Source organism: Tardiphaga sp. 768_D3_N2_1 (genome assembly GCF_052076105.1).
Lineage (GTDB): Bacteria > Pseudomonadota > Alphaproteobacteria > Rhizobiales > Xanthobacteraceae > Tardiphaga.
The window spans coordinates 375,225-398,505 of the sequence record NZ_CP197245.1 but is presented as its reverse complement, the minus strand read 5'-3'; the positions used below and the strand labels follow the sequence as shown (position 1 = coordinate 398,505).

Below are 23,281 nucleotides of genomic sequence, written 5' to 3'. Positions count from 1 at the left end.
GTCTCCCGTGACTTGCGTTTTCCTGAGCAGGACCATCAACCTGCGCAAATACCTGACCAATGAAATCGCCCGGCTCGACGGCAAGGTGAGGTTTGTCGATCATCTCGACGGCAGCGATTCCGCCGCAGTCAGCATGGCCGTCGGCTGGCATCCGCATGCGGATGCGTTCGACCACTATCCGAACCTGAAAGCGGTGTGTTCGATCGGCGCCGGCGCTGACAGCATCCTGAATTGTCCGAGCTTGCGCGACGGCATCGATGTGGTGCGCGTGGTCGAGCCGGCACAGGCGCAGATGATGTCCGGCTTCGTGATCTGGAACGTGATCTATCATCAGCGCCAGTTCGGGACTTATCTGCAGAACCAGCGCGATCACGTATGGAAGCGCCTCGGTGGCGGACGCCGCCCGTCCGAGGTTCCGATCGGCATTCTCGGCTATGGCGCCATCGGCGCGCGTGTCGCGTCCGATCTCGCGATGCTCGGCTTTCCCGTCAGGGCCTGGAGCCGTTCGGCCAAGCCGACGACGCCGGGTGTGACCGGCTTCCACGGCACCGATGGGCTCGATGCGATGCTTGCGGGCTCCGAGGTGCTGGTGAACCTGCTGCCGCTGACCGAAGAAACCCGCGGCATCCTCAATGCGAGCCTGTTCGCGAAGATGCCGCGCGGCAGCTACCTCATTCAGGTCGGCCGCGGTGAGCACTCGGTCGAGCAGGACATCCTCGACGCGCTCGCCAGCGGACAGCTCTCCGGCGCGACCCTCGATGTCTTCCACACCGAACCGCTGCCCAAGGACCATCCGTTCTGGTCGCATCCGCGGATCGTGCTGACGCCCCATGACGCCTGCGAGGTCACCATGACCGCCATCGGCGATACTATTCTCGCGACTGCCGAAGCCGTGCAAGCCGGCGCGACGCCGAAGGATTCGGTGGATCGCCGCCGGGGATATTGAGCGCAGTTACACGATCGCCCTCAAGGTGTCGTCCCCGCGAAGGCGGGGACCCATAACCACGGTCGGCGCAGTAAAAACGGCAGAGTCACCACGGCAGCGCTTACCCATTTCTCCAGCGGCTATGGGTCCCCGCCTTCGCGGGGACGACGCGGGGAAATGTTCGCGTGAAGCAACTACTCCACCACCAGCCCCGTCATCGCCGCCGACGCCTCCAGCCAGTGGAGGAAACTGCCGGCCATGCTGCGCGCGACAGCGATGTGAATGGTCGGCGTCTCGTCGACCTTCCATAGCGTCACGCCCATATGCGCGATCTGCGTGACGGCAACGCTGCCGGCGGGGAATGCTGTCGCGCTGAGATCCACGGCGACGCCCTTGGCCAGCACGTCGAGCAGGGCCGGGCCAGATAGCCTGAGCAATCCGACGCCATCGGACTGATCGACCACCGAGGCGAGGCCTTCGAGCTGTTGCGCAAGCCGCTCCACGAAACGCGGTGTCCCCGCATCATGCGTCACCAGCCAGCGGCCGGGGCCGGTGCCAAGAAATGATGTCGCGTCGCTGCCGGAACCATGCGGCCCCAGCGGCAGATTGATGTCGAAGTGTTCCTTCACGGCAGCTGCGAGCGCGGCACCCTGGCCCTTGCGCGCCATGACCGTCGCAATGGCGATACCGCGACGTTCCCTGGCGATGACGCCGCGGCCATCGCCGATGGATCGCAAGCCGGCAAATGCGGAGATGTAAGCGAGATCAAGCACGCAGCCGCGCTCCTTCTGCATCGACGAAGACGGGATCGACGACTTCGAGCTCGTAGTCGCCAGAGCGCACCGGGTCCCAGGCGCGAATGATCTCGCCATGCCGCTCCGGCCCGCGTGCCAGCAGGCCGAGTCCGATCCAGTGATTGTGGCCCGGGCTGAAGGCCGTCGAGGTGATGAAGCCGGCATTGCTGTCCGGTGCAGGCGTCGCATCGCGCGCGAACAGCAGCGCGCCGTTGCGCAGGCGATGGCTGCGATCGACCGGCCGCAGGCCAACCAGCATGGGCCGGTTCGGATCGACCAGCGCTTCACGCGCCGCCATGGTGCGGCCGATATAATCCTTCTTCACCGACATCATCCGTCCGAGTCCGAGATCGCGCGCCACGGTCTGGCCGTTGAGTTCGGAGCCCGCCACATGGCCCTTTTCGATCCGCATCACGGACAGCGCTTCGGTGCCATAGGGCGTAACGCCGAACGGCTTGCCGGCTTGCATCAGCGCGTTGAACAGCGCCTCGCCATAGCCGGCGGGTGCGGCGATCTCGTAAGCGAGTTCGCCGGAGAACGAGACGCGAAACAGCCGCAGCGGGATGTTGCCCACATGGAATTCGGCACAGGCCAGATAGGGGAAGGCCTCGTTGGAGACGTCGAAGGCATCGCCGAGCATGGACTGCAGCAGATCGCGCGACTTCGGCCCCGCGACCGCGACTTGCGCCCATTGCTCGGTGACCGAGACCATCTGCACGTCGAGTTCGGGCCACAGCACCTGATGGCAGTATTCGAGATGCTGCATCACCTTGCCGGCATTCACGGTCGTTGTCGTCATTACCCAGTGATCGGCGGACAGACGCGCGGTGGTGCCGTCGTCCATGACGAAACCGTCCTCGCGCAGCATCACGCCGTAGCGCACCTTGCCGACGGGGAGTGTCGAGAAGGTGTTGATATAGACGCGGTCGAGGAATGTTCCGACATCGGACCCGCAGAGCGCGATCTTGCCGAGCGTCGAGACATCGCAGATGCCAACGCCGGCGCGCACGGCCTTCACCTCGCGGGTAACGCTCGTGAGCCAGTCGTTTTCGCCGGGCGCATTGAACCATTGCGCCCGCAGCCACTGGCCGGCTTCGACGAAGCTGGCGTTCAACGCTGCAGAAGCTGCGTGGCTCGCCGTCAGCCGTGTCGGCTTGAAATGCTTGGCCGTATGCAGGCCCGCAAAGGCGCCGATGGCCACCGGCACATGCGGAGGGCGTGCCCGCGTGGCGCCGGTCTCGGCGATGGTCTTCCTGATCTCGCCGGCGAGAATGGCGAGGCCATTGACGTTGGACGTCTTGCCCTGGTCCGTCGCCATGCCCAGTGTCGTGTAGCGCTTGAGCTGCTCGACGGAACGAAAGCCTTCCTGTGCGGCCAGCGCGACATCGGTGGCGGTGACGTCGTTCTGCAGATCGACGAAGGCCTTGCGGCGCGATCCCTTGAACAGCCACACCGGTGTGTTGCCGGATGCTTCGTCGCTTGCGATGATCGGCTTCTGTGTTTGCAGGCTGAGGCCGATATGCGAGGCCGCCTTCGTGCCGGCCAATGCACCGCTTTCCAGCGCTTGCGCCAGCGTCCATTGCGCTGCTGCGGCACCTGCGAGTTGCATGCCCGGGGGGAGATCGTTGCAGAGGAATGCCGACCTCTCCTCCGACCAGCTACCCTTGCCGCCGAGATGTGTGGCGATGCCAATGCTTGGCGACCAGCCGCCGGAGACGCCGAGCGTGTCGACCGCCACACTGCGTGTCTTGCCGGTGCCGTCGGTGATGGTGATGCCCGTGAGCCGGCGATAGCCTGACGTGTCCGAGACATGTGCTCCAAGAAATTGTGGTGTGTTGCCGGCGAGCTTGCGAATGTCAGGCGAGACCTCCGCCCGTGCATCGACCACCACGGCGATCTCCGCGCCGACCTTTTGCAGCTCGAACGCGCTGCGCCAACCGTCGTCCGATGTCGTGAAGATGGCGATCCGCTGGCCCGGCGTCACGCCGAAGCGATTGGCATAGGTCCGCAACGCCGAAGCCAGCATGATGCCGGGACGGTCGTTGCCTGGAAACACCAGCGGGCGCTCCTGCGCGCCGGCGGCAAGCACGCATTGCTTCGCGACGATCTTCCACAGCCGCTGGCGCGGCGCGAAAGGCGGGGGAACGGCCAGGTGATCGCTGACGCGTTCGATGGCGCCATATTCGCCGTCATAGGCGCCGAACACGGCGGTGCGCTTGAGGATGCGGACGTTTGGCAGCGCGCCGAGTTCGGCCTCGGCCAGTGTCGCCCATGAGGCGGCCGACACGCCGTCGATCTGCGAGGTGTCGCTGAGCAGGCGGCCGCCAAGCACGAAGTCCTCTTCCGCTACGATCACGCGTGCACCGGCGCGGCCCGCGGTCAGCGCTGCGGCGAGGCCTGCGGGACCCGCACCGATCACCAGCAGGTCGCAGAACGCGTGCGACTTCTCGTAAGTGTCGGGATCGTCGAGCCCGCTCAATGCGCCGAGGCCGGCGGAGGCGCGGATCGCCGGCTCGTAGAATTTCTCCCAGAAGGCCGCGGGCCACATGAAGGTCTTGTAGTAGAAGCCCGCATTGAGCAGCGGGCCGGCGAGTTGATGCACGGCGCGCAGATCGAATTGCGGCGACGGCCAGCAGTTCTGGCTCGATGCATTCAGGCCATTGAAGAGTTCGACCGTGGTGGCCTTGGTGTTCGGCTCCGCGCGCGCACCGGAGCGTAGCGTCACCAGTGCATTCGGCTCTTCCGGGCCGGCGGAGAAGATGCCCCGCGGCCGATGATATTTGAATGAGCGGCCGACCAGCATTGTGCTGTTGGCGAGCAACGCTGAGGCCAGCGTATCGCCGGCATAGCCGCCATAGGTCTTGCCATCGAAGGTGAAATTGAGCGGCCTGGATCGATCGATCAATCCGCCGGAGGCGAGGCGACGCGAGATGCTCATAATGTCGCCTCGTCATGGGCGAGGACGGCCTCGATCACCTCATGGGTCGAGACATTGCGCGTGACCTTCAGCCAGGCGTGACAGCCGGCGGCGTGATACCAGTATTCCCTGTGCACGCCGGCGGGATTGTCGCGCAGATAGACATAGTCGAACATTGCATCGGCATTGTCGGGCGTGGGCCGCACCAGCGTGGCATCGCCGGAATAGGAAAATTCCGACGCATCGCGGGATCCGCAGTAAGGGCAGGGGATGCGCATGGGGCCTCAGTGCAGGTTCGGTTGGGCGCCCTGGCCCTTTTCATCGACGACATGGCCGGAGCGAAAGCGATCCAGCAGCAGGCGGTTGGCGGCGGGATGCGGTTCGTCCTTGGCCAGCAGATGCGCGAAGACGAAGCCGGAGCCGGGCGTCGCCTTGAAGCCGCCATAGCACCAGCCGGCATTGAGATAGAGCCCTTTGACGTGGGTGCGGTCGATGATCGGCGAGCCGTCCATCGACATGTCGACGAGACCGCCCCAGTTGCGCAGCATCCGCGCGCGGCCGATCGCCGGCATCAAGGCCATGCCGCCTTCGCAGACATCCTCGACCACGGGAAGATTGCCGCGCTGGGCATAGGAGTTGTAGCCGTCGATATCGCCGCCAAACACCAGGCCGCCCTTGTCCGACTGGCTGATATAGAAATGACCGGCGCCGAAGGTGATGACACCGGGAATGATCGGCTTCAGCCCTTCGGAGACGAAGGCTTGCAACACATGGCTCTCGATCGGCAGTCGCATTCCGGCCATCGCCGCCACGCGCGACGACGAGCCGGCGACGGCGATGCCGATTTTCTTCGCCTTGATCGTACCGCGCGAGGTCTGCACGCCTACCGCGCGTCCATCGATGATGTCGATCCCCGTGACCTCGCAATTCTGGATCACATCGACGCCGCGATCGGACGCGCCGCGGGCATAGCCCCAGGCCACGGCGTCATGGCGCACGGTGCCGCCGCGCTTCTGCAGCAATCCGCCCTGGATCGGAAACCGTGCCGCGTCGAAATTCAGGAACGGGTAGAGTTGCCGCACACCTTCCTTGTCCAGCAATTCGGAGTCCGCACCATTCAGCCGCATCATGTTGCCGCGCCGGGCATAGGCGTCGCGCTGGCCGTCGGAATGGTAGAGGTTGAGCACGCCGCGCTGGCTGACCATGGCATTGTAGTTGAAGTCCTGCTCGAGGCCTTCCCACAGTTTCAGCGACAACTCGTAGAGCGAGATATTTTCGGAGAACAGGTAGTTGGAACGGATGATCGTGGTGTTACGGCCGATATTGCCTGATCCGATCCAGCTCTTCTCGAGCACGGCGATGTTCCTGAGGCCGTATTCCTTTGCCAGATAATAGGCGGTTGCGAGCCCATGACCGCCGCCGCCGACAATGACGATGTCATATTCGGGTTTCGGCGCAGCATCGCGCCATTGCGGCGTCCAGCCTTTATGGCCGGTGAGGGTTTGCTTCAGCAAGGACGTTAGCGAATAGCGCATGAAAAATCCGGGTGGCGATCAGGCCCGGAGTGTCGCGTATTCTGGGGATCAGCACTAGCCCATAGGCGACATCAAGAAGCCTATTAGCGACATCATGAAATTGTGCCGTTTAGCGCGCCAGCCAGAAGCCCCCAAGCACCAGTGTCACGGACAGCAGACTGATCACCCCGAGGACCGCAGTGATGATGGCGAGCAGGCCGTGGGATTCGAGCCATCCGCGTAATGCCTTTTCCATGGTGCTGAAACTCTCCCGGTGATTTGAATTTATCGTTGCAGGCTGGCACCGTAGCAAACACTTCCGGCGCCGTCGTCTCGGACGGTTTCGCCATATTGAGGAATTGACATGCAAAATTTGAACACCCAGGGCATTCGCGTGCCGAAGCTCGGCCTCGGCACTTTCAAGCTCACCGGCGATGGCTGCGTCGCCGGCGTGGAAAGCGCCATCGGGCTCGGCTATCGCCACATCGACACCGCCGAAATGTATGGCAACGAGGCTGAGGTCGGCGCCGGCATCAAGGCCTCGGGCATTGCGCGTGGGGATCTCCATGTCACCACCAAGGTCTGGCACGAAAATCTCGCGCCGGATGCCATCAGGCGCGCCTTCGACACCAGCCTGAAGAAGCTCGGTCTCGACGTCATCGATCTCTATCTGGTGCACTGGCCCTCGAAGGGCATGAACCTGCCGGCGATCTTCGAGACGCTGCTGAAGCTGAAGGACGAGGGGCGCGTCCGCGCCATCGGCGTCGCGAATTTCCCGGTCAGACTGATGAAGCAGGCCGTGGAGGAGATCGGCGCGCCGGTCGCCTGCAATCAGGTCGAATATCACGCGCTGCTCGATCAGACGAAGCTGCTGACCTATCTGCGCGCGAAGTCGATCCCGCTGGTGGCCTATTGCCCGCTCGGTCAGGGGCGGCTTGCCGACAACGACGCGATGAAGACCATCGCTGCGAAACACGGCGTGTTGGCCGCGCAGGTCGCATTGAAATGGCTGCTCGATCAGGACGGCGTGGCAGCGATCCCGAAGGCCTCGCGCAAGGAGAGCCAGCAGGCCAATCTCGATGCGCTCAAACTGACGCTGGACGACGAGGACCGCAAGGCGATCGCGGCACTGCCGAAGACGCAGCGGCTGGTGAATCCGGCATTTGCGCCGGACTGGGATTGATCTTTCTTGCTTCCCCTCTCCCCCCGCGAAGCGAAGCTTCGCATTCTCCACGTGTCGTCCCCGCGCAGGCGGGGACCCATACACGCTGGCGACGTGAATAGAACGCTTTAGGCGTGGTTCTGCGTTTTGAGTCACGCTGACTGTGGTTATGGGTCCCCGCCTGCGCGGGGACGACAAGACGATAGATCAGCGCTCCCATCACCCGTGGCTGTGCCCCTTCTTCTTCCCCTCTGCTTTCTTCCCCGTCGGCATCATCACCACGCGGCCATATTTCACGCCGCGCTCCGCGATGATGTGATCGGCGAAATGCTGCACCTCGTTGCCCGAGCCGCGTAGCGCGGTGACCTCCATGCAGTTGTCGCCGTCGAGATGGACATGCAGCGTCGCCAGCGAGAGGTCGTGGTGATGATGATAGGTGTCGACCAGCCGGCGTGACAGGTCGCGCTGGGCGTGGTCATAGACATAGACCAGGGCGGCGACGCATTCGCCGGCCTTGCCCTTCTCCTGTGCGGCCTGCTGCATGCCGGCGCGGGTGAGATCGCGGATCGCTTCGGAGCGGTTCTGATAGCCCTGTTCGGCGATGACAGCATCCAGCTCTTCCATCAGGTCATCGTCGAGGGTGATCGTAATGCGCTGCATGCGTATCTCCGGATAAGTATGATGATTTATTGACAACATCATACTCGTCATGCCAGTTTTCAAATCATGTCGGGATGCAACATAGCCTGCCATTGATCTTGGCGGGACCCGTGATTTCACACGAGTCAGCACGCGTGTGGCCGCTGGGGGCAAGCCTGCGATGAAGCGAGTATCGCGCGATCTGTCTCTGGTTGTCGCGGCTGTCCTCACGGTGTCGACCGAAGCTGGGGCGCAGGGCTCCACGCCCACGACACTGTCGCCCGTTGTCGTCGTGGCACCGCAACCGCGCGCGAGCACGCCGGTCCGGAAGCGCAGCTCGACCGATCATGGTCGTTCGGCTGTGCGTCGCATCGCTGCACCGACGGCAGGGGCCGGCGGCGCAGGTGTCACGCCCGGCATCAGCGCTGCGCAGGCGCCGCTCGCAGCGGCCAGCGAAAAGACGATCGGTGGCGCCGAGGTCAATGCGCGGCCGCTGTCGCGTCCCGCCGAAGCGCTGGAAGTCACGCCCGGCCTGATCGTCACCCAGCATTCTGGCGACGGCAAAGCCAACCAGTACTTCCTGCGCGGCGTGAATCTCGATCACGGTACGGATCTCGCCATCTCCATCGACGGCATGCCGGTGAACATGCGCACCCATGGTCACGGCCAGGGCTATGCCGATACCAACTTTCTGATTCCGGAGCTGATCAGTTCAGTCCATGTGCGGAAGGGGCCGTATTTCGCTGACGAAGGCGACTTCTCCTCGGTGGGCGCCATTCATGTCAGCCTGATCGACAGCGTCACCCGCACCATGGCGTCGATCACATCGGGCAGTTTCGGTTACAACCGCGCCTTCGGCGTGACGTCGGGCAAGGTCGGCGAGGGCAACCTGCTCGTCGCCGCGGAGGCCAATCTCTATAACGGCCCGTGGGACAATCCCGACAAACTGCAGAAGCTCAATGGCGTGATCCGCTACAGCCAGGGAACGCTGGATAACGGCTTCTCGCTGACCGGCATGGCCTATGGCAACAAGTGGAATTCCACCGATCAGGTGCCGCTGCGCGCGATCGCCTCGGGCGAGATCGGCCGCTATGGCGCACTCGATCCCAGTGATGGGGGCAATTCGGAGCGTTTCTCGCTGTCAGGCCGCTATCGCGATACCGACCGCGATGGCGCAACGAAAGTCGATTTCTACGCGATCAAGAGCAAGCTCAATCTGTGGAACAACTTCACATTCTTCCTGAGCGATCCCGTCAATGGCGATCAGTTTCATCAGCATGACGACCGCGTGCTCGGCGGCATCAATGCATCGCACACATTCAAGTACACTGTCGCGGGCTTCCGGAACGAGACCGAAGTCGGCATCCAGAGTCGCTACGACGACATCAATGTCAGCCTCGGCAACACCATCAAGCGGCAATATCTCTCCACCACGCGCAGCGATGGCGTGAAGGAAGGCAGCGTCGGCATGTTCGTGCAGAACACGACGTTCTGGACCGACTGGCTGCGCACCAATATCGGCTGGCGCGGCGACTATTACGACACCACGGTCAATTCGTTCTTCAATCCGGTCAATTCCGGTAGCGCCACGGCCACCATCGGCAGCCCCAAGGCAGGTCTGGTGATTGGTCCCTTTGCGAAGACCGAACTGTTCCTGAATGCCGGCGAAGGCTTTCACAGCAACGACGCGCGCGGCGTGACCATCAAGGAGTCGCCGTCCGATGGATCGCCGGTGGATAGTTCGCCGTTTCTGGTGAAGACCAAGGGCGCCGAAGTCGGATTGCGCACCAAACTCATTCCGGGGCTGACCAGCTCGATCGCGTTCTTCATGCTGGATTCCGCCTCCGAGATCCTGTTCGTCGGTGATGCCGGCGATACCGAGGCGAGCCGCCCCAGCCGCCGTGTCGGTTTCGAATGGACCAATGACTACAAGCCGACATCGTGGCTGAGCCTCGAGGCCGATCTCGCGATGACGCGTGCGCGCTTTCGCGGCAGCAATGCCGATCAGGCGGCGGCCTATGCAGAGCTCGACGGTTATCCGGCCTCGCAGATCGGCAACGCACCCGGAAATTATATCCCCGGCGCCCCCAACATGATCGCCTCGGCGGGCATTCGTCTGGGTGAAGCCACCGGCTGGTTCGGCGCGCTGCGCTATCGTTATTTCGGTCCACGTCCGCTCACCGAAGACGCGGCCTTCATCTCGCCGGCGACAGGATTGCTGAACGGTCAGTTCGGCTATCGCTTCGAGAACGGCTGGCGCATCCAGCTCGATGCGTTCAACATGCTCGACAGCAAGTCGGACCAGATCACCTATGCCTATGGGTCACTGCTGAAGACGGACTCGCTGTTCGCCGCCTGCTTCCCGGCGGGCGGCGGCGCGCCGACAGCGCCTGCCGCCGTGTGCCAGACCGGCATCATGGATCGCGTGCTACATCCGGTCGAGCCGCTGGCCTTGCGGGTGACGCTGGCCGGCCGGTTCTGATCTACCGGTTCTGGCTTTGCCGCAGCGCAGCTTGCCTATTCCAGAAGGCGGTAGCATCATCCCTCCCAATGAAAAGAGGCAGGGAGGTGTTGATGCTCGCACGGGTTCGTTCCGTTTCGCGTCGTTGGCCGTTCACGCATGCGGGTGCTGGTTTGAAGGCGCTGCTGGCGATCGTGTCGCTCCCGTTAGCAATAGGATCCATCATGTCATCGGCCAGCGCCGCTACGATCGTCTATGTCGGCAATGCCGACAGCCAGAACATCAGCGTTTTCGAACTGAAGGCGAATGGCAATCTCGCTGCGATCGATACCGTGGCGGTGCCGGGACCGGCAAAGCCCGGCGGCTCGCTGCCGCTGGCCATCAGCCCCGAGAAGCATCGGCTCTATGCTGGTTTGCGCAACGAGCCATACACAGCGGTGACCTTCGATATCGATGCCAAAACCGGCAAGCTGAAACTGGTCGGCCCCGGGCCGCTGGCCGATTCCATGGCCTATATCGCGATTGATCGCACCGGCCGCTTTCTGCTCAGCGCGTCCTATGGCGGCAACAAGGTGGCGGTGAATGCCATCGGGCCAAATGGCGTGATCGCGCCGGCGCAGCAGGTGGTCGCTACCGAACCGAATGCGCATTGCATCATCGTCGATCCCACCAATCGCTATGTCCTGCATACGAGCCTCGGCGGCGACGTCATCTATCAGCAGAAATTCGACGCCAAGGCTGGCAAGCTGACGCCGAACGATCCGCCGACCGTCAGCGTGAAGGCCAAGGGCGGCCCGCGCCATCTGGTGTTCTCGCCGGACAAGAAGTTCGTCTATCTGCTCAACGAACTCGACGCGGCGATCTATGTATTTCCGTGGGACGCGGCGACCGGGACGCTGAAGAAGGAAACGCAGGTCGCCTCTGCCTTGCCCAAGGGCTTCGATGGCAAGCCATGGGCAGCGGATATCCACCTGACGCCGGACGGCAAGTTCCTCTATGCGTCGGAACGCACCAGCAACACGATCGCGGCGTTCCGCGTCGATCCCAAAACCGGCGCGCTGACATCGCTGGGCTCCACGGCCACGGAGAAGCAGCCGCGTGGCTTCAGCATCGATCCGTCTGGCCGCTATCTGCTGGCAGTCGGGCAGTTGTCGAACAGCATGACGGCCTATTCCATCGACAAGGCGACGGGGGCGCTGACCAAGCTGAGCGAAACCGCGGTGGGCAAGAATCCGAACTGGGTCGAGATCGTGAACCTGCCGTAAGGCTACGTTCAGACGCAGGCCTCTCGCTCCCTCTCCCCGCTCTGCGCGGGGAGAGGGGTGGGGTGAGGGGCGTGGCACGTCGATGTTGCAGAGTTTTTCTCACGGGTCGGTACGATCCGACAGTCGCTCGATTGTTGTGAGTGCGTGCAATGCCCCTCACCCGCCGCGAAGACGCGGCGACCTCTCCCCGCGTAGAGCGGGGAGAGGTTAAGAAGCCATCCGATAACTGCCTGATATCACCGGGTCGCCGTCCGTCAGAACCATGCCGCGGGCGACGAGATCTTCCAGATGCGCCAGCACCGAATAGCCGGCGGCGCCCGTGAGACGCGGATCGAGTCCGATATAGATCGCGCGCACGATGGTTGGGATATCCGCTTCGCCCTTGCCAAGGCGATGCAGGATCGAGGCTTCGCGGGCGCGGCGGTGGCGGATGAGAAAGCGCACATAGCGCTGTGCATCGGGAATGTCCGGGCCGTGGCCGGAGAAATACAGGTCCTCGTCGCGTGCCGCGAGTTTGTCCAGTGAGGCCATGTAGTCGATCATCGATCCATCGGGCGGCGCCACGATGGAGGTCGACCAGCCCATCACATGATCGGCGACGAACAGATATTTCTTTTCCCGCCAGGCAAACGCCATGTGATTGGCGGTGTGGCCCGGTGTCGTAACGCCTTCCAGCGCCCAGCCGTCGCCCTCGATCACGTCACCATCGGCCACCAGCACGTCGGGCCTGAAATCGCGGTCGGCGCCGGACTCCGGCGAATGTTTCTCGCTCTCGAAACGCGGCCGCGAGGCGCGGTGCGCGCCTTCGGCATAGACCGTGGCGCCGGTCGCGGCCTTGAGCGCCGCCGTATTCGGCGAATGATCGCTATGGGTGTGGGTGACGAGAATATGCGTCACCGTTTCGCCCTTCACGGCATCGAGCAGCGCCTGCAGATGGGCGTCGTTGGCCGGGCCCGGATCGATGATCGCGACCTTGCCGGTGCCGACGATGTAGCTGTTGGTGCCAGTGAAGGTGAAAGGCGAGGGGTTGTTGCAGAGAACGCGGCGCACGTTTGGGCGCACCTGATCGACGACGCCGGGCTTCAGCGAATAATCGCGATTGAACGGAACGTCGTCGTTGGCGTTGCTGTCGTTGTCGCTCATGGTCGGTCCTTCCCAGAATTCTTGATCGTGATGACTAGCAAGGTGGCGGAGGAAAGCAAACGGCGCGGAGACGCGCCTGATATGCGTATCTAAAGCACCGTCATGGCCGGGCTTGTCCCGGCCATCCACGTCTTTTCTCCGCGCCGCCAAGGCGTGGATGCCCGGGACAAGCCCGGGCATGACGAAAGGTGAGTGCGTCGAACAAGCAGCTATCCGTGCCCCGTTCCGAACATCAGCGATCGATGCGCACCGACTCCGGCCATGGCCCCGTCGCCCACCGCAAGCGCGACAGAGCCGGTGGCGCGCGCCATGTCACCGCAGGCGAACACGCCGGGAACCGTGGTCTCCTTGAACATGTCGGTCTGCAGGAACGGTCCCATCGGCCCGTCTTCCATGGCGCAGCCGAGCTGCGCGCCGAGCGGCGACGCCGGACTGGTACGCGTCAGCGTGAACATGCCATCGAGGGGAATGATACGGCCGTCGGTGAGTTCGACATCGACGGATGTGCCCGACAATTGTCTGATCGGTTCGCGCTCGACCGTGACGCCGCGCTGCTTCAGCTGCGCCATCTGGCCCGCGTCCGGTGTGAAGGCATCGTTCAGGAACAGCGTGGTCGATCCCCAATCGGGCAGCATCAACGCGTGATGCATCGACATTTCCGACGACGCCAGCACGCCGATGCGGCCCTGATCGAGTTCGTAGCCGTGGCAATACGGACAATGGAAAACGTATTTGCCCCAGCGCTCGGCGAGGCCGGGAACGTCGGGCAACGCATCGACCACACCGGCTGCGAGGATGATGCGCCGGGCCTCGTATTGCGCGCCGTTCCCCGCGCTGACGGTGAACTCATCGGCCTGGCCCTTGCCGGCGGTGGCCGTTGCATCGACCCATTGCACCGTGGGATAGGCCAGCAATTGCGCGCGGGCATCCGCGGCGATGTCGCCGGGCGCGCGGCCATCCTGACCGAGAAAACCATGGGAGTGTTCAGCGAAGCGATTGCGGCGCCGGCCGGAATCCATCACCAGGACCTTGCGGCGCGCCCGCGCCAATTGCAGCGCTGCGGAGAGGCCGGCATAGCTGCCGCCAATGATGATCGCATCGAAACTCATTTTGTCTTCCCGCGAATTTTGCTTTGAATCTTGCCGTGATGCTCGACCGCCCGCGCGTGAAAATCCGCGGCGAGCTGCGCCAGCGTGACATCCGCAAGGCGGCCGATGAGCACGGCTTCCGCTTCCGCGAAAGCCGATGTGAGCGAGTGATTGACCGCCTGTTCGACAAGGCAGGTCGGGCTTTCCAGATGAATGCCCATGGCCATCAGGCTGGGCTTGCCCAGCGCGTCATAGATGTCCTTCAGCGTGACGGTCGAAAGATCACGCGCGATCTCCCAGCCGCCGCCATGGCCCTTTTCGGAACGCACGAAGCCAGCCTCGCGCAGCCCCGCCATGGTGCGGCGAACGACCACCGCGTTGGTGGTCATGCACATGGCCAGTTCGGCCGAAGTCATCGGGCGGTTCTGCTCGGCCATGTGCAGCAAGGCATGCAACGTGGCGGAGAGGCGGTTGTCTCGTCTCATGTAACTTATGATGATGCATGAGAGGGGTGAGAGTCAAGAGAAGCAACACACGCGTCATTCCGGGGTGGGATCGACACCGCAGGCGGCGAGACCGAACCCGGAATCCCGATATGTTCATCGACTCTTCGGTGGGGGCGGAAAGAGGTGATGAACATGGCGAGGTTCCGGGTTCGCTCGCCTGCGGCGAACGCCCCGGAATGACGAGTGTGTTGGTGCCCTCAAACGAAAAATGCCCGGCACAAGGCCGGGCATTTCGAAGTTTTGAAACCTGAAGCGCAGGCGCTTAACCGAACGCCTGGATCCCGGTGATGGCACGGCCGAGGATCAGCGCATGCACGTCGTGGGTGCCTTCATAGGTGTTCACGGTCTCGAGGTTCTGCGCGTGGCGCATCACCTGATATTCGATCTGGATGCCGTTGCCGCCATGCATGTCGCGGGCGACGCGGGCGATGTCGAGGGCCTTGCCGCAATTGTTGCGCTTCACCACCGAGATCATGTCCGGGTGGAAATTGCCTTCGTCCATCAGGCGGCCGACGCGCAACGAGCCCTGCAGGCCGAGCGAAATTTCGGTCAGCATGTCGGCGAGCTTCTTCTGCACCAGTTGGGTGGCCGCGAGCGGCCGGTTGAACTGCTTGCGGTCCAGCGTGTACTGGCGGGCGCGGGCCATGCAGTCCTCGGCGGCGCCGAGCACGCCCCAGGAGATGCCGTAACGGGCGCGGTTGAGACAGCCGAACGGACCCTTCAGGCCCGACACGTTGGGCAGCAGGTTTTCTTCCGGCACGATCACGTTGTCCATGACGATTTCGCCGGTGATCGAGGCGCGCAGCGACAGCTTGCCGCCGATCTTCGGCGCCGACAGGCCCTTCATGCCCTTCTCGAGCACGAAGCCGCGGATCTGGTTGTCATGCGCGGCGGATTTCGCCCACACCACGAATACGTCGGCGATCGGCGCATTCGAGATCCACATCTTCGAGCCGGTCAGCTTGTAGCCATCCGATACCTTCTCGGCGCGGGTCTTCATGCCGCCGGGATCGGAACCGGCATCGGGCTCGGTGAGGCCGAAGCAACCGACCCACTCGCCGGTGGCGAGCTTGGGCAGGTACTTCTTGCGCTGCTCCTCGCTGCCGTAAGCGTAGATCGGATACATCACCAGCGATGACTGCACCGAGTTCATCGAGCGGTAGCCGCTGTCGACGCGCTCGATCTCGCGGTTGATCAGACCATAGGCGACATAGCTGGCATTGGCGCAGCCATAGTCTTCCGGCAGGGTGACGCCGATCAGGCCGAGCTCGCCCATCTCGTTGAAGATTTCGCGGTCGGTATGCTCGTTGAGGTAAGCATTGGTGACGCGCGGCAACAGCTTGTCCTGGGCGTAAGCGCGCGCGGTGTCGCGGATCATGCGCTCGTCTTCGGTGAGCTGGCTATCGAGCAGGAACGCATCGTCCCACTGGAAACTTGCAGCGGGCTTGTCCTTACCCTTGGGGGCAACGCTCATCGAAATCCCTTTCATATCGTGGCTGATTTGGCGCGCAGGCTTTTTGTTTCCTTGCCTGCGCATCTACGTCTCACATACGCAATCGCCGCCGGAGCGGCATTGGCTATGCGGAATGCGGCATTTTAGGTCTTTGAACTATCGCCATCAAGCTGTTCGTTGCAGGCGATCTCGATGCCGAAACCCGACAGTCCCTTGTAGTCATGGACCGACGAGGTCAGGTGGCGGATCGAGGTGACGCCGAGATCGCGCAGGATCTGCGCACCGACGCCGATTTCACGCCACTGCCGGTTGCGGTCGGCTTCCGCCGACTTCGGCGCATCGAGCGGTTCGACGGGCACACCCGCGGCGCCGTCGCGCAGATAGACCAGCACGCCGCTGCCGTTCTTCTTGAAGCGTTCCAGCACGATGTTCATCTTCGCCGGGCCGGTGAACATGTCGCGGACGATGTTCGGCTTGTGGAAGCGCGTCAGCACATTCTTGCCGTCGCCGACGCTGCCGTAAACGAAGGCAACATGGTGGATCGGATCGAAGGGAGAGCGATAGGAATAGCCGTGCAGCGGGCCGATCGGACTGTCGGTTGTGAAGGTCGAGACGCGCTCGATCAGTTTCTCGCGGGCCTGGCGATAGGCGATCATGTCAGCGATGGTGACATGCTTGAGCTTGTGCTTGGCCGCGAAGTCGACGACCTGCTGACCCTTCATCACCGAGCCATCGTCATTCATCAGTTCGCTGATGACGCCGACGGGCGGGAGATCGGCCAGCTTGCAGAGATCCACCGCGGCTTCGGTATGGCCCGAGCGCATCAGCACGCCGCCTTCGCGGGCGATCAGCGGAAAGATATGGCCGGGGCGCGCAAAGTCATTGGCGCCGGCATTCGGATTGGCCAGTGCGCGGCAGCAGGAGGCGCGCTCGTCGGCGGAAATGCCGGTGCCGCCATCGGGCTTGTAGTCGATGGAGACGGTAAAGGCGGTGGTGTGATTGCTATCGTTGTTGACCACCATCGGATCGAGCCGCAGCCGGCGGGCATCCTCGGTGGTGATCGGCGCGCAGACGATGCCGGACGTATGCCGGATGATGAAGGCCATCTTCTCGGCGGTACAGAACGATGCGGCGACGATAAGGTCGCCCTCGCCCTCGCGGTCGTCATCGTCGGTCACGACGACCATCTCGCCGGCGGCAAAGGCTTGCAGAACGTCTGAAATCGGGTCGGCCATCAGTCCACTCTCGCTCGTTATGGCAGTGATATGGCGCAGAGCGGGGGGCGGTGCAACCCGCGGAAATGGGGGGCGGTATGCGGGTTCGCAGTGCGGAATGCGGGCTTTTGCCTTCTCCCGCGGAAGCGGGGAGAGGTTAAGGCAGCACTTCCCGCCGTTCCGCCAGCTGCGCGTCCATGTCGGCGCGTTTGGCGTCCAGGAGGCCCTGATCGATGGCCTCGATCACCTCATACAGTGCGTGGGCGTCGCAGAGGCGGGGCACGGTGACGTAGTCCGCGCCGGCCGCGTAGATATCGTTAACGTCGCCGAGCACATCCGCCGTGGAAATGATCCTGGCCTTCGGGTTGATCGAGCGGACATGGCGGACCAGCTTTTCGTTATTCGCGCCCTTGAGCAGCGAGTCCGGCACGCTGAGAATGATGATCTCGGCATTGCCGACGCCGGCATGGACCAGCGTGTCGACATTGCTGATATCGCCATAGATCACATGCTGGCCGCGCCCGACCAGAGTACGGAAGACGTTGGGATTGAAGTCGACGACGCTGATCTGGTCGAGCAGCGACTCGTTCTGGCGCTCGATCTCGGCGAGCAGGGCGGACGCCGTGCGGAAGAAACCGAGAATGACGATGCGGCGGGCATCGCCATGGCCGGCGGCATGGTCGCCTTCATGCGTCTTCTGGCCGTGGTCGAGGTCGTGCAGCCCGATGCGCTTCATCGGGCCGATCAGGAGGCGCGTGATCTGGTCGCTGCGCATCATCGCGAAGGTCGAAAGTACCGCCAGGATCACGAAGGCAAAGGATGCCGCGCTGGCGGTCTGCGTGGTGATATGGCCGGCTGCAATGCCCGTTTGCAGCACCACCAGCGAGAATTCGCTGATCTGCGCCAGATTGAGCGCCGGCAGCAGGCTGGCGCGCAGCCCCTGCTTCATCAGATAGAGCGGCGTGAAGGTCGTGAGCATGCGGCTGACGACGGTGAACAAAGCGATGACCAGTGCAAGGCCGATGGTCGCGCCGTTCGGGATCGGGATGGTCATGCCGACGGCGACGAAGAACAACGTGATGAAGAAGTCCCGCAGCGTCGTCACCTTGGCGGTGACGTCGAGCGCATAGGGGAAGGTCGACAGCGACACGCCGGCGACCAGCGAGCCCATCTCGCGCGACAGATGCAGTCGCTCCGCGATCTCGCCGATCAGGAAGCACCAGGCCAGCGCGCCCAGCAGCACCAGTTCCGGGCGCCGTGCGATCTGGTGGAACAGCGGCGGCAGCACATAGCGGCTCAGGATCAGCGCGGTGGCAACCAGCACGCCGACGCGGGCGATCGACAGAGCGATGACGCCGACCTGCAGATCTGCGAGGCTCGGCTGTACCGCCAGAAACAGGATCGCGAAAATATCCTGCAGCACCAGGATGCCGAGCGTGATGCGGCCCGGCAGCGTGTCGAGCTCGCGCTTCTCATACAGCACCTTGACGATGACCACCGTCGAGGACAGTGCGCAGGCGACGCTGAGATACAGCGCGTCGAACCCGCCGCCGCCGAGCTTCAGCCCGAGCGCCATGAAGAAGATCGCGCCGAGAATGCAGCCTGCGATCAACTGGCCGCCCGCGGCGAACACAATGACCTTGCCGGCGCGGATGATCTTCTTCAGATCGATTTCGAGACCGATCATGAACAGCATGAAGATCAGGCCGAGTTCGGAGATCGTGCTGATGGATTCGTCCGACTTGACCAGTCCGATTCCGAATGGCCCAATGAAAAAGCCGGCGACCAGATAGGCCAGAATCAGCGGTTGCTTGAAAAAATGCGCGATGAGCCCGATGCCCCACGCAAACAGGATGCACAGCGTGATATCGCGGATTAAGTCGTGCATGCCCCTGCCGGAAAAGCCTTACATTTCGGCGGCACTCTAATGGTGCAGCGCGTGAGGGCAAAGGGGTAATATCCGGCATTCGGCGCAGGATACACGCGGAGGGCGGTCCAACGAGGCAGCCTTCGTCATAAAAAGCGGCCTTCGCTCCAAAAAGGCCTAAGGGAGACGACGTTCATGACTACCACCACACGGTTCGATTATGCGCCATTGCTGCCTCCGGGCCTGCCCGCGGCTGCGGCAAAATGGACCGGCCTCGCCAGATACAGTTTCGTCGGCGGCAACAACGATATGGACCAGGTGCCGGTGGAGGGCCTGACCGCTGCCGCCAATGCCGTCATGCTGCGCGAGGGGCGCACGCTGGCAACCTACGGTCTGGCGAGTGGCCCGCAGGGCTATCTGCCGCTGCGGGATTTCATCGCCGGCAAGCTGAAGCGCGACGCCAGCATCGATTGCAGCGCCGATGACATCCTCATTGTCTCCGGCTCGCTGCAGGCACTCGATCTCGTCAATCACAGTCTGCTGGCCAGGGGCGACACCGTCATCATCGAGCGCGACTGCTATCAAGGCTCCATCAACCGGCTCACCCGTCTCGGCGTCAATATCGTCGGCATTCCCCTGGATGACGACGGCATGCGGATGGATGCGCTGGCCACGGCATTGGAAGATCTGAAGGCGAAGGGCATCCGGCCGAAATATATCTATACGATCCCGACCGTGCAGAACCCGACCGCCACCATCATGCCGGAAAGCCATCGTCGCGAGCTGCTGGCGCTGTCGGCAAAGTATGGCGTCCCCATCTTCGAGGACGATTGCTATGCCGACCTGATCTGGACCGGCGAGCGTCCGCCGGCGATTCACGCGATGGATACAAGCGGCAGCGTGATCCATATCGGCTCGTTCTCCAAGTCGATCGCGCCTGCGCTCCGCGTCGGCTACATCGTCGCGCCCTGGGAGATCATGTCACGCATGCTGGCGCTGAAGACGGATGCCGGTTCAGGCGCGCTGGAGCAGATGGTCCTCGCCGAATATTGCGTGCCGCATTTCGCCACCCATGTGCCAAAGGCGACGCGCGGGCTCCGCGCCAAGCTGGAGACGCTGATGGATGCGCTCAACGAGCAGTTCGGCACGGCGGCGGAATTCGACGAACCCAAAGGCGGCATCTTCCTGTGGGTGAAACTGCCCGCCAATGTCGATGCGATGAAGCTCTATCAGGCTGCGCTCAAGGCCGGCGTGTCGATCAATCCCGGCCCGGAATGGTCTGTCGACAAGGCCTATGCGCACAGCCACATCCGCATCTGCTTCGCCAGTCCGACCCATCAGGAAATCCGCGAAGGGATCGCGGTGCTCGCTGATGTCTGCCGGCAGGAATTCGGTGTGCCCGAGCGGATCGCCAATGTGGAGAAACGTGCGCAGGGATAACTGCGTCGCTGCAATCTAACCTCTCCCCGCTCTGCGCGGGGAGAGGTCGCCGCGTCTTCGCGGCGGGTGAGGGGCAGATCACTGCAGTATCCATATTCTCGGACTGATGAATCGCATCCGTTCGACCCACCAACACTTCCCGCGATGAGAGAGTGTGCCTCGCCCATCACCCCGACCCTCTCCCCGCAAAGTGCGGGGCGAGGGAGCGAGAGGCCGACGTATCGGAGCCTACTTCTTCACGCCCTTCACCGCGGCTTTCGCCGGTGTCGCCGCCTTCTTTGGCGCCGGTGCGCTATCGACGGCGGTGTTGATATCGTCGATCAGCTTGGTGACGCGCGCCGCGTTGCTGCCGAGATCGCCTTCGAAATAGCGTGACGACGAGCGGATATCGACGCGCGAACCCTCCCCGTCCGGTGTCACGCGGATCGCGACGTCCTCACGGAAACCCATGATCGGTGTGCGCGCCACGGCCTCGATACGCCCGATGCGGCGCGGCGGCTGTGGCGGCCGCTCGTCAATGATCGTCCATTTGCGCTTCTCGACCAAAGCGCGCGTCACGTCATAGGCGCGCTGGACCGGCACCTCCAGTTCCACCGGCTCGATATCCGGATAGGCGGCGCGCTGCTGTTCGGCGGAGTAAAGGCCGGAATAGACGGCGGAGTTGGTGTCGTCGCCGATACGCAGCCGCGCCAGAGCCTCGAAGCGCGGCGGGTCGATCGGGTCGGTGGTGATGTCGTGGATCTTCGGCAGCTTGCGATACTGGTACGCAAGGTAGCCGGGATAGGCCAGAATCACCGCGTCGAGCATCAGCGCCACCAGGATCACGCTCATGCCGCGCGAGCCGTTCTGCCAGATCGCGGCAAAGCCGGCGAGCGCCACCAGGATCGAGAGGCCGGCGAATCCCAGCGCGCCGAAGAAGGTCATCAGCGCCGGTTTGACTTCGAGGAACCCGAAGCGGACGATGATGATCGAGGTGAGGGCGGCAATGGCGGCGAAAACCGCGAGGCGCCGCGCCCACAGTGCCAGGCTGGACACTGGTTCCGACTGGTAGGCGGCCGAAAACCTGCGTGCCATGAGGAATTTCTACCGGATTAAGCTTGCGAAGGCGCTGATGGCGCCGGGTTCCGAACAGGCTGCTTGAGACCATGCCGGGCCGGGAAATTCAAGGCACTTTGGCGGGCAGAACTCCTCGTTTAAGAATAGGGCTGCGGCCGTTCAGACTTCTCCCCTGGAATAACGAGAAGAAGCAAGCAAGGCCGCAGGGAGCCTGCCATGCTGGTCGAAACCACGGATTATGAGACGCTCGCCCGCAATTTCCGCTGGGATGTGCCGGAGCGATTCAATATCGCGACGGTGGCCTGCGACCGTCATGCCGACGGTAGCGGGCGGCTGGCGCTGATCTATGTGGACGAGGACCGCGGCACGCATCGTTTCTCCTTCGACGAGATGCAGGCTTTCTCGCGCAGCTTCGCCAATGTGCTGAAGGCGGATGGCCTGCAGCGCGGTGACCGCATTGCGGTGTTCTTGTCGCAATCGGTGGAATTGCCGATCGTGCATCTCGCCGCGTTCCGTTCGGGTCTGGTCTCGGTGCCGCTGTTCACGCTGTTCGGCGAGGACGCGCTGGAATTCCGCCTTGCTAATTCCGGGGCCAAGGCCATCGTCACCGACGCGAGTGGCTGGGACAAGTTGTCGAGAATCCGCGAGCGGCTGCCTCATTTACAGGATATCTACGTCACGGACAGTGCACCGCATGCCGGGGCCAAACCGTTCTGGTCGGCGATCGAGGCGGCGTCCGAAGACTTCACCACGGTCGATACGTCCTGCGACGATCCCGCGATCATCATCTACACATCGGGCACCACGGGAAATCCCAAGGGCGCGCTGCATGCGCATCGCGTGCTGCTCGGCCATCTGCCCAATGTGGAGATGGTGCACGGCTTCTTCCCCAAGCCCGGCGACGTCTACTGGACACCGGCCGACTGGGCGTGGATCGGCGGGCTGTTCGATGCGCTGTTTCCGGCCTGGTATCACGGCGTGCCGATCGTCGGCTATCGCGCCAGGAAATTTGAGCCTGACGCCGCGATGCAGCTGATGGCCGATCACGGGGTGCGCAATGTCTTCCTGCCGCCCACGGCGCTGAAGCTGATGCGGCAGGCCAATGTCAGGCATGATGGCGTGAAGCTGCGCAGCATGCTCACCGGCGGCGAGTCGCTCGGTTCGGAATTGCTCGACTGGGTGCGGAGTACGTTCGGCATCGATGCGCATGAGATCTATGGCCAGACCGAATGCAATCTCGTGGTCGGCAACAATGCCGATCTGTTTCCGATCCGGCCGGGCTCCATGGGCAAGCCGACGCCGGGCTTTGATGTCCGCATCGTCAATGAGCAGGGCGAGGAACTGCCGCGCGGCGAGCGTGGCATCGTTGGTGTCAGGCAGCCCAATCCTTGCACCATGCTCGGCTACTGGCAGAACCCCGAAGGCACCGCGAAGAAATTCGCGGGCGACTTCCTGCTCACCGGCGATCTCGGCATCCAGGATGACGACGGCTACTTCTGGTACGTCTCGCGCGAGGACGACGTCATCACCTCGGCAGGCTATCGCATCGGCCCGTCGGAGATCGAGCACACGCTGCTGAAACATCCGGCGGTGGCGCTGTCGGCTGTTGTCGGCATTCCCGATCCGATCCGCACCGAGGCCGTGAAGGCCTGGATCGTGCTGCGCCCGGGCTTTGAACCGAGCGATGCACTGGCGCGCGAGCTGCAGGATTTCGTCAAGTCGCAACTCGCCGCGCACGAATATCCGCGCCACGTGCAGTTCGCGGAGTCGCTGCCGATGACGGCGACAGGCAAGGTGCTGAGGCGGGAATTACGGGCGCTGGGGTAATTCTTAACCT

General features: G+C 63.2%; 19 protein-coding genes. 6 read left to right on the top strand and 13 right to left on the bottom strand.

Going from position 1 to position 23,281, the window contains the following annotated elements:
• Window positions 1-7 precede the first annotated feature (7 nt).
• Complete coding sequence (locus tag AB8A27_RS01915) at window positions 8-946, top strand: 2-hydroxyacid dehydrogenase (protein WP_441240436.1); 939 nt, start codon at window positions 8-10, stop codon at window positions 944-946.
• Between the two features lie 173 nt (window positions 947-1,119).
• On the opposite strand, the gene AB8A27_RS01910 is transcribed toward AB8A27_RS01915, so the two are convergent.
• The 5 genes from AB8A27_RS01910 to AB8A27_RS01890 form a co-directional block, all read right to left on the bottom strand.
• Window positions 1,120-1,698 carry a sarcosine oxidase subunit gamma gene (locus AB8A27_RS01910; RefSeq protein WP_441240435.1) on the bottom strand — a complete coding sequence of 193 codons (579 nt, stop codon included), beginning with the start codon at window positions 1,696-1,698 and terminating at the stop codon, window positions 1,120-1,122.
• The gene (locus tag AB8A27_RS01905) at window positions 1,691-4,657 is read right to left on the bottom strand and encodes a sarcosine oxidase subunit alpha family protein (RefSeq protein ID WP_441240434.1); all 2,967 of its coding nucleotides are present in this window, start codon (window positions 4,655-4,657) and stop codon (window positions 1,691-1,693) included. Before AB8A27_RS01905 ends, AB8A27_RS01910 begins: the two co-directional genes overlap by 8 nt.
• Window positions 4,654-4,914 (bottom strand): sarcosine oxidase subunit delta, encoded by a 261-nt coding sequence (locus AB8A27_RS01900; RefSeq protein WP_441240433.1) that lies wholly within the window; start codon window positions 4,912-4,914, stop codon window positions 4,654-4,656. Before AB8A27_RS01900 ends, AB8A27_RS01905 begins: the two co-directional genes overlap by 4 nt.
• 6 nt (window positions 4,915-4,920) lie before the next feature.
• Window positions 4,921-6,171 carry a sarcosine oxidase subunit beta family protein gene (locus tag AB8A27_RS01895; protein WP_441240432.1) on the bottom strand — a complete coding sequence of 417 codons (1,251 nt, stop codon included), beginning with the start codon at window positions 6,169-6,171 and terminating at the stop codon, window positions 4,921-4,923.
• A 109-nt stretch (window positions 6,172-6,280) separates the two neighbouring features.
• Window positions 6,281-6,406, bottom strand: a complete 126-nt coding sequence (locus AB8A27_RS01890; RefSeq protein ID WP_286144055.1) for a hypothetical protein — start codon at window positions 6,404-6,406, stop codon at window positions 6,281-6,283.
• A 108-nt stretch (window positions 6,407-6,514) separates the two neighbouring features.
• On the opposite strand from AB8A27_RS01890, the gene AB8A27_RS01885 reads away from it, so the two are divergent.
• On the top strand, window positions 6,515-7,333 hold the full coding sequence (locus tag AB8A27_RS01885; RefSeq protein ID WP_441240431.1) for an aldo/keto reductase: 819 nt from the start codon (window positions 6,515-6,517) through the stop codon (window positions 7,331-7,333).
• A 198-nt stretch (window positions 7,334-7,531) separates the two neighbouring features.
• On the opposite strand, the gene nikR is transcribed toward AB8A27_RS01885, so the two are convergent.
• Window positions 7,532-7,972 (bottom strand): nickel-responsive transcriptional regulator NikR, encoded by a 441-nt coding sequence (nikR, locus tag AB8A27_RS01880; RefSeq protein ID WP_441240430.1) that lies wholly within the window; start codon window positions 7,970-7,972, stop codon window positions 7,532-7,534.
• Window positions 7,973-8,132: 160 nt separating this feature from the next.
• On the opposite strand from nikR, the gene AB8A27_RS01875 reads away from it, so the two are divergent.
• On the top strand, window positions 8,133-10,433 hold the full coding sequence (locus AB8A27_RS01875) for a TonB-dependent receptor (RefSeq protein WP_441240429.1): 2,301 nt from the start codon (window positions 8,133-8,135) through the stop codon (window positions 10,431-10,433).
• Window positions 10,434-10,636: 203 nt separating this feature from the next.
• Window positions 10,637-11,677 (top strand): lactonase family protein, encoded by a 1,041-nt coding sequence (locus AB8A27_RS01870; RefSeq protein ID WP_441240428.1) that lies wholly within the window; start codon window positions 10,637-10,639, stop codon window positions 11,675-11,677.
• A 207-nt stretch (window positions 11,678-11,884) separates the two neighbouring features.
• Here the strand turns inward: AB8A27_RS01870 and AB8A27_RS01865 are convergent, their stop codons facing one another.
• From AB8A27_RS01865 to AB8A27_RS01840, 6 genes are all read right to left on the bottom strand, one after another.
• Window positions 11,885-12,820: an MBL fold metallo-hydrolase gene (locus tag AB8A27_RS01865; protein WP_441240427.1), complete on the bottom strand. Its 936-nt coding sequence runs from the start codon at window positions 12,818-12,820 to the stop codon at window positions 11,885-11,887.
• 209 nt (window positions 12,821-13,029) lie between these two features.
• Window positions 13,030-13,929 (bottom strand): NAD(P)/FAD-dependent oxidoreductase, encoded by a 900-nt coding sequence (locus AB8A27_RS01860; protein ID WP_441240426.1) that lies wholly within the window; start codon window positions 13,927-13,929, stop codon window positions 13,030-13,032.
• Window positions 13,926-14,393, bottom strand: coding sequence for an RrF2 family transcriptional regulator (locus AB8A27_RS01855; RefSeq protein WP_441240425.1), 468 nt, complete (start codon window positions 14,391-14,393; stop codon window positions 13,926-13,928). Before AB8A27_RS01855 ends, AB8A27_RS01860 begins: the two co-directional genes overlap by 4 nt.
• Window positions 14,394-14,676: 283 nt before the next feature.
• On the bottom strand, window positions 14,677-15,888 hold the full coding sequence (locus AB8A27_RS01850; protein ID WP_441240424.1) for an acyl-CoA dehydrogenase: 1,212 nt from the start codon (window positions 15,886-15,888) through the stop codon (window positions 14,677-14,679).
• Between the two features lie 122 nt (window positions 15,889-16,010).
• Entirely contained in the window at window positions 16,011-17,102 is a 1,092-nt protein-coding gene (gene ribB / locus AB8A27_RS01845) for a 3,4-dihydroxy-2-butanone-4-phosphate synthase (RefSeq protein WP_441240423.1), read from the bottom strand.
• Window positions 17,103-17,238: 136 nt separating this feature from the next.
• On the bottom strand, window positions 17,239-18,969 hold the full coding sequence (locus tag AB8A27_RS01840) for a cation:proton antiporter (RefSeq protein ID WP_441240422.1): 1,731 nt from the start codon (window positions 18,967-18,969) through the stop codon (window positions 17,239-17,241).
• A 174-nt stretch (window positions 18,970-19,143) separates the two neighbouring features.
• Between AB8A27_RS01840 and AB8A27_RS01835 the strand changes: the two genes are divergently transcribed.
• Window positions 19,144-20,388 carry a PLP-dependent aminotransferase family protein gene (locus AB8A27_RS01835; protein WP_441240421.1) on the top strand — a complete coding sequence of 415 codons (1,245 nt, stop codon included), beginning with the start codon at window positions 19,144-19,146 and terminating at the stop codon, window positions 20,386-20,388.
• Window positions 20,389-20,616: 228 nt separating this feature from the next.
• On the opposite strand, the gene AB8A27_RS01830 is transcribed toward AB8A27_RS01835, so the two are convergent.
• Window positions 20,617-21,462: a DUF1499 domain-containing protein gene (locus AB8A27_RS01830; RefSeq protein ID WP_092139322.1), complete on the bottom strand. Its 846-nt coding sequence runs from the start codon at window positions 21,460-21,462 to the stop codon at window positions 20,617-20,619.
• Between the two features lie 198 nt (window positions 21,463-21,660).
• Here AB8A27_RS01830 and AB8A27_RS01825 point away from each other — a divergent pair, with 198 nt between their 5' ends.
• Window positions 21,661-23,271 carry an acyl-CoA synthetase gene (locus AB8A27_RS01825; protein ID WP_441240420.1) on the top strand — a complete coding sequence of 537 codons (1,611 nt, stop codon included), beginning with the start codon at window positions 21,661-21,663 and terminating at the stop codon, window positions 23,269-23,271.
• Window positions 23,272-23,281: the final 10 nt, after the last annotated feature.

What these genes read in the sequence shown, in the direction of transcription:
- AB8A27_RS01905 (WP_441240434.1), bottom strand. Translation starts at nt 4,657, where the DNA reads ATGAGCATCTCGCGTCGCCTCGCCTCCGGCGGATTGATCGATCGATCC.
- AB8A27_RS01900 (WP_441240433.1), bottom strand. Translation starts at nt 4,914, where the DNA reads ATGCGCATCCCCTGCCCTTACTGCGGATCCCGCGATGCGTCGGAATTT.
- AB8A27_RS01895 (WP_441240432.1), bottom strand. Translation starts at nt 6,171, where the DNA reads ATGCGCTATTCGCTAACGTCCTTGCTGAAGCAAACCCTCACCGGCCAT.
- AB8A27_RS01890 (WP_286144055.1), bottom strand. Translation starts at nt 6,406, where the DNA reads ATGGAAAAGGCATTACGCGGATGGCTCGAATCCCACGGCCTGCTCGCC.
- AB8A27_RS01885 (WP_441240431.1), top strand. Translation starts at nt 6,515, where the DNA reads ATGCAAAATTTGAACACCCAGGGCATTCGCGTGCCGAAGCTCGGCCTC.
- nikR (WP_441240430.1), bottom strand. Translation starts at nt 7,972, where the DNA reads ATGCAGCGCATTACGATCACCCTCGACGATGACCTGATGGAAGAGCTG.
- AB8A27_RS01875 (WP_441240429.1), top strand. Translation starts at nt 8,133, where the DNA reads ATGAAGCGAGTATCGCGCGATCTGTCTCTGGTTGTCGCGGCTGTCCTC.
- AB8A27_RS01870 (WP_441240428.1), top strand. Translation starts at nt 10,637, where the DNA reads ATGTCATCGGCCAGCGCCGCTACGATCGTCTATGTCGGCAATGCCGAC.
- AB8A27_RS01865 (WP_441240427.1), bottom strand. Translation starts at nt 12,820, where the DNA reads ATGAGCGACAACGACAGCAACGCCAACGACGACGTTCCGTTCAATCGC.
- AB8A27_RS01860 (WP_441240426.1), bottom strand. Translation starts at nt 13,929, where the DNA reads ATGAGTTTCGATGCGATCATCATTGGCGGCAGCTATGCCGGCCTCTCC.
- AB8A27_RS01855 (WP_441240425.1), bottom strand. Translation starts at nt 14,393, where the DNA reads ATGAGACGAGACAACCGCCTCTCCGCCACGTTGCATGCCTTGCTGCAC.
- AB8A27_RS01850 (WP_441240424.1), bottom strand. Translation starts at nt 15,888, where the DNA reads ATGAGCGTTGCCCCCAAGGGTAAGGACAAGCCCGCTGCAAGTTTCCAG.
- ribB (WP_441240423.1), bottom strand. Translation starts at nt 17,102, where the DNA reads ATGGCCGACCCGATTTCAGACGTTCTGCAAGCCTTTGCCGCCGGCGAG.
- AB8A27_RS01840 (WP_441240422.1), bottom strand. Translation starts at nt 18,969, where the DNA reads ATGCACGACTTAATCCGCGATATCACGCTGTGCATCCTGTTTGCGTGG.
- AB8A27_RS01835 (WP_441240421.1), top strand. Translation starts at nt 19,144, where the DNA reads ATGACTACCACCACACGGTTCGATTATGCGCCATTGCTGCCTCCGGGC.
- AB8A27_RS01830 (WP_092139322.1), bottom strand. Translation starts at nt 21,462, where the DNA reads ATGGCACGCAGGTTTTCGGCCGCCTACCAGTCGGAACCAGTGTCCAGC.
- AB8A27_RS01825 (WP_441240420.1), top strand. Translation starts at nt 21,661, where the DNA reads ATGCTGGTCGAAACCACGGATTATGAGACGCTCGCCCGCAATTTCCGC.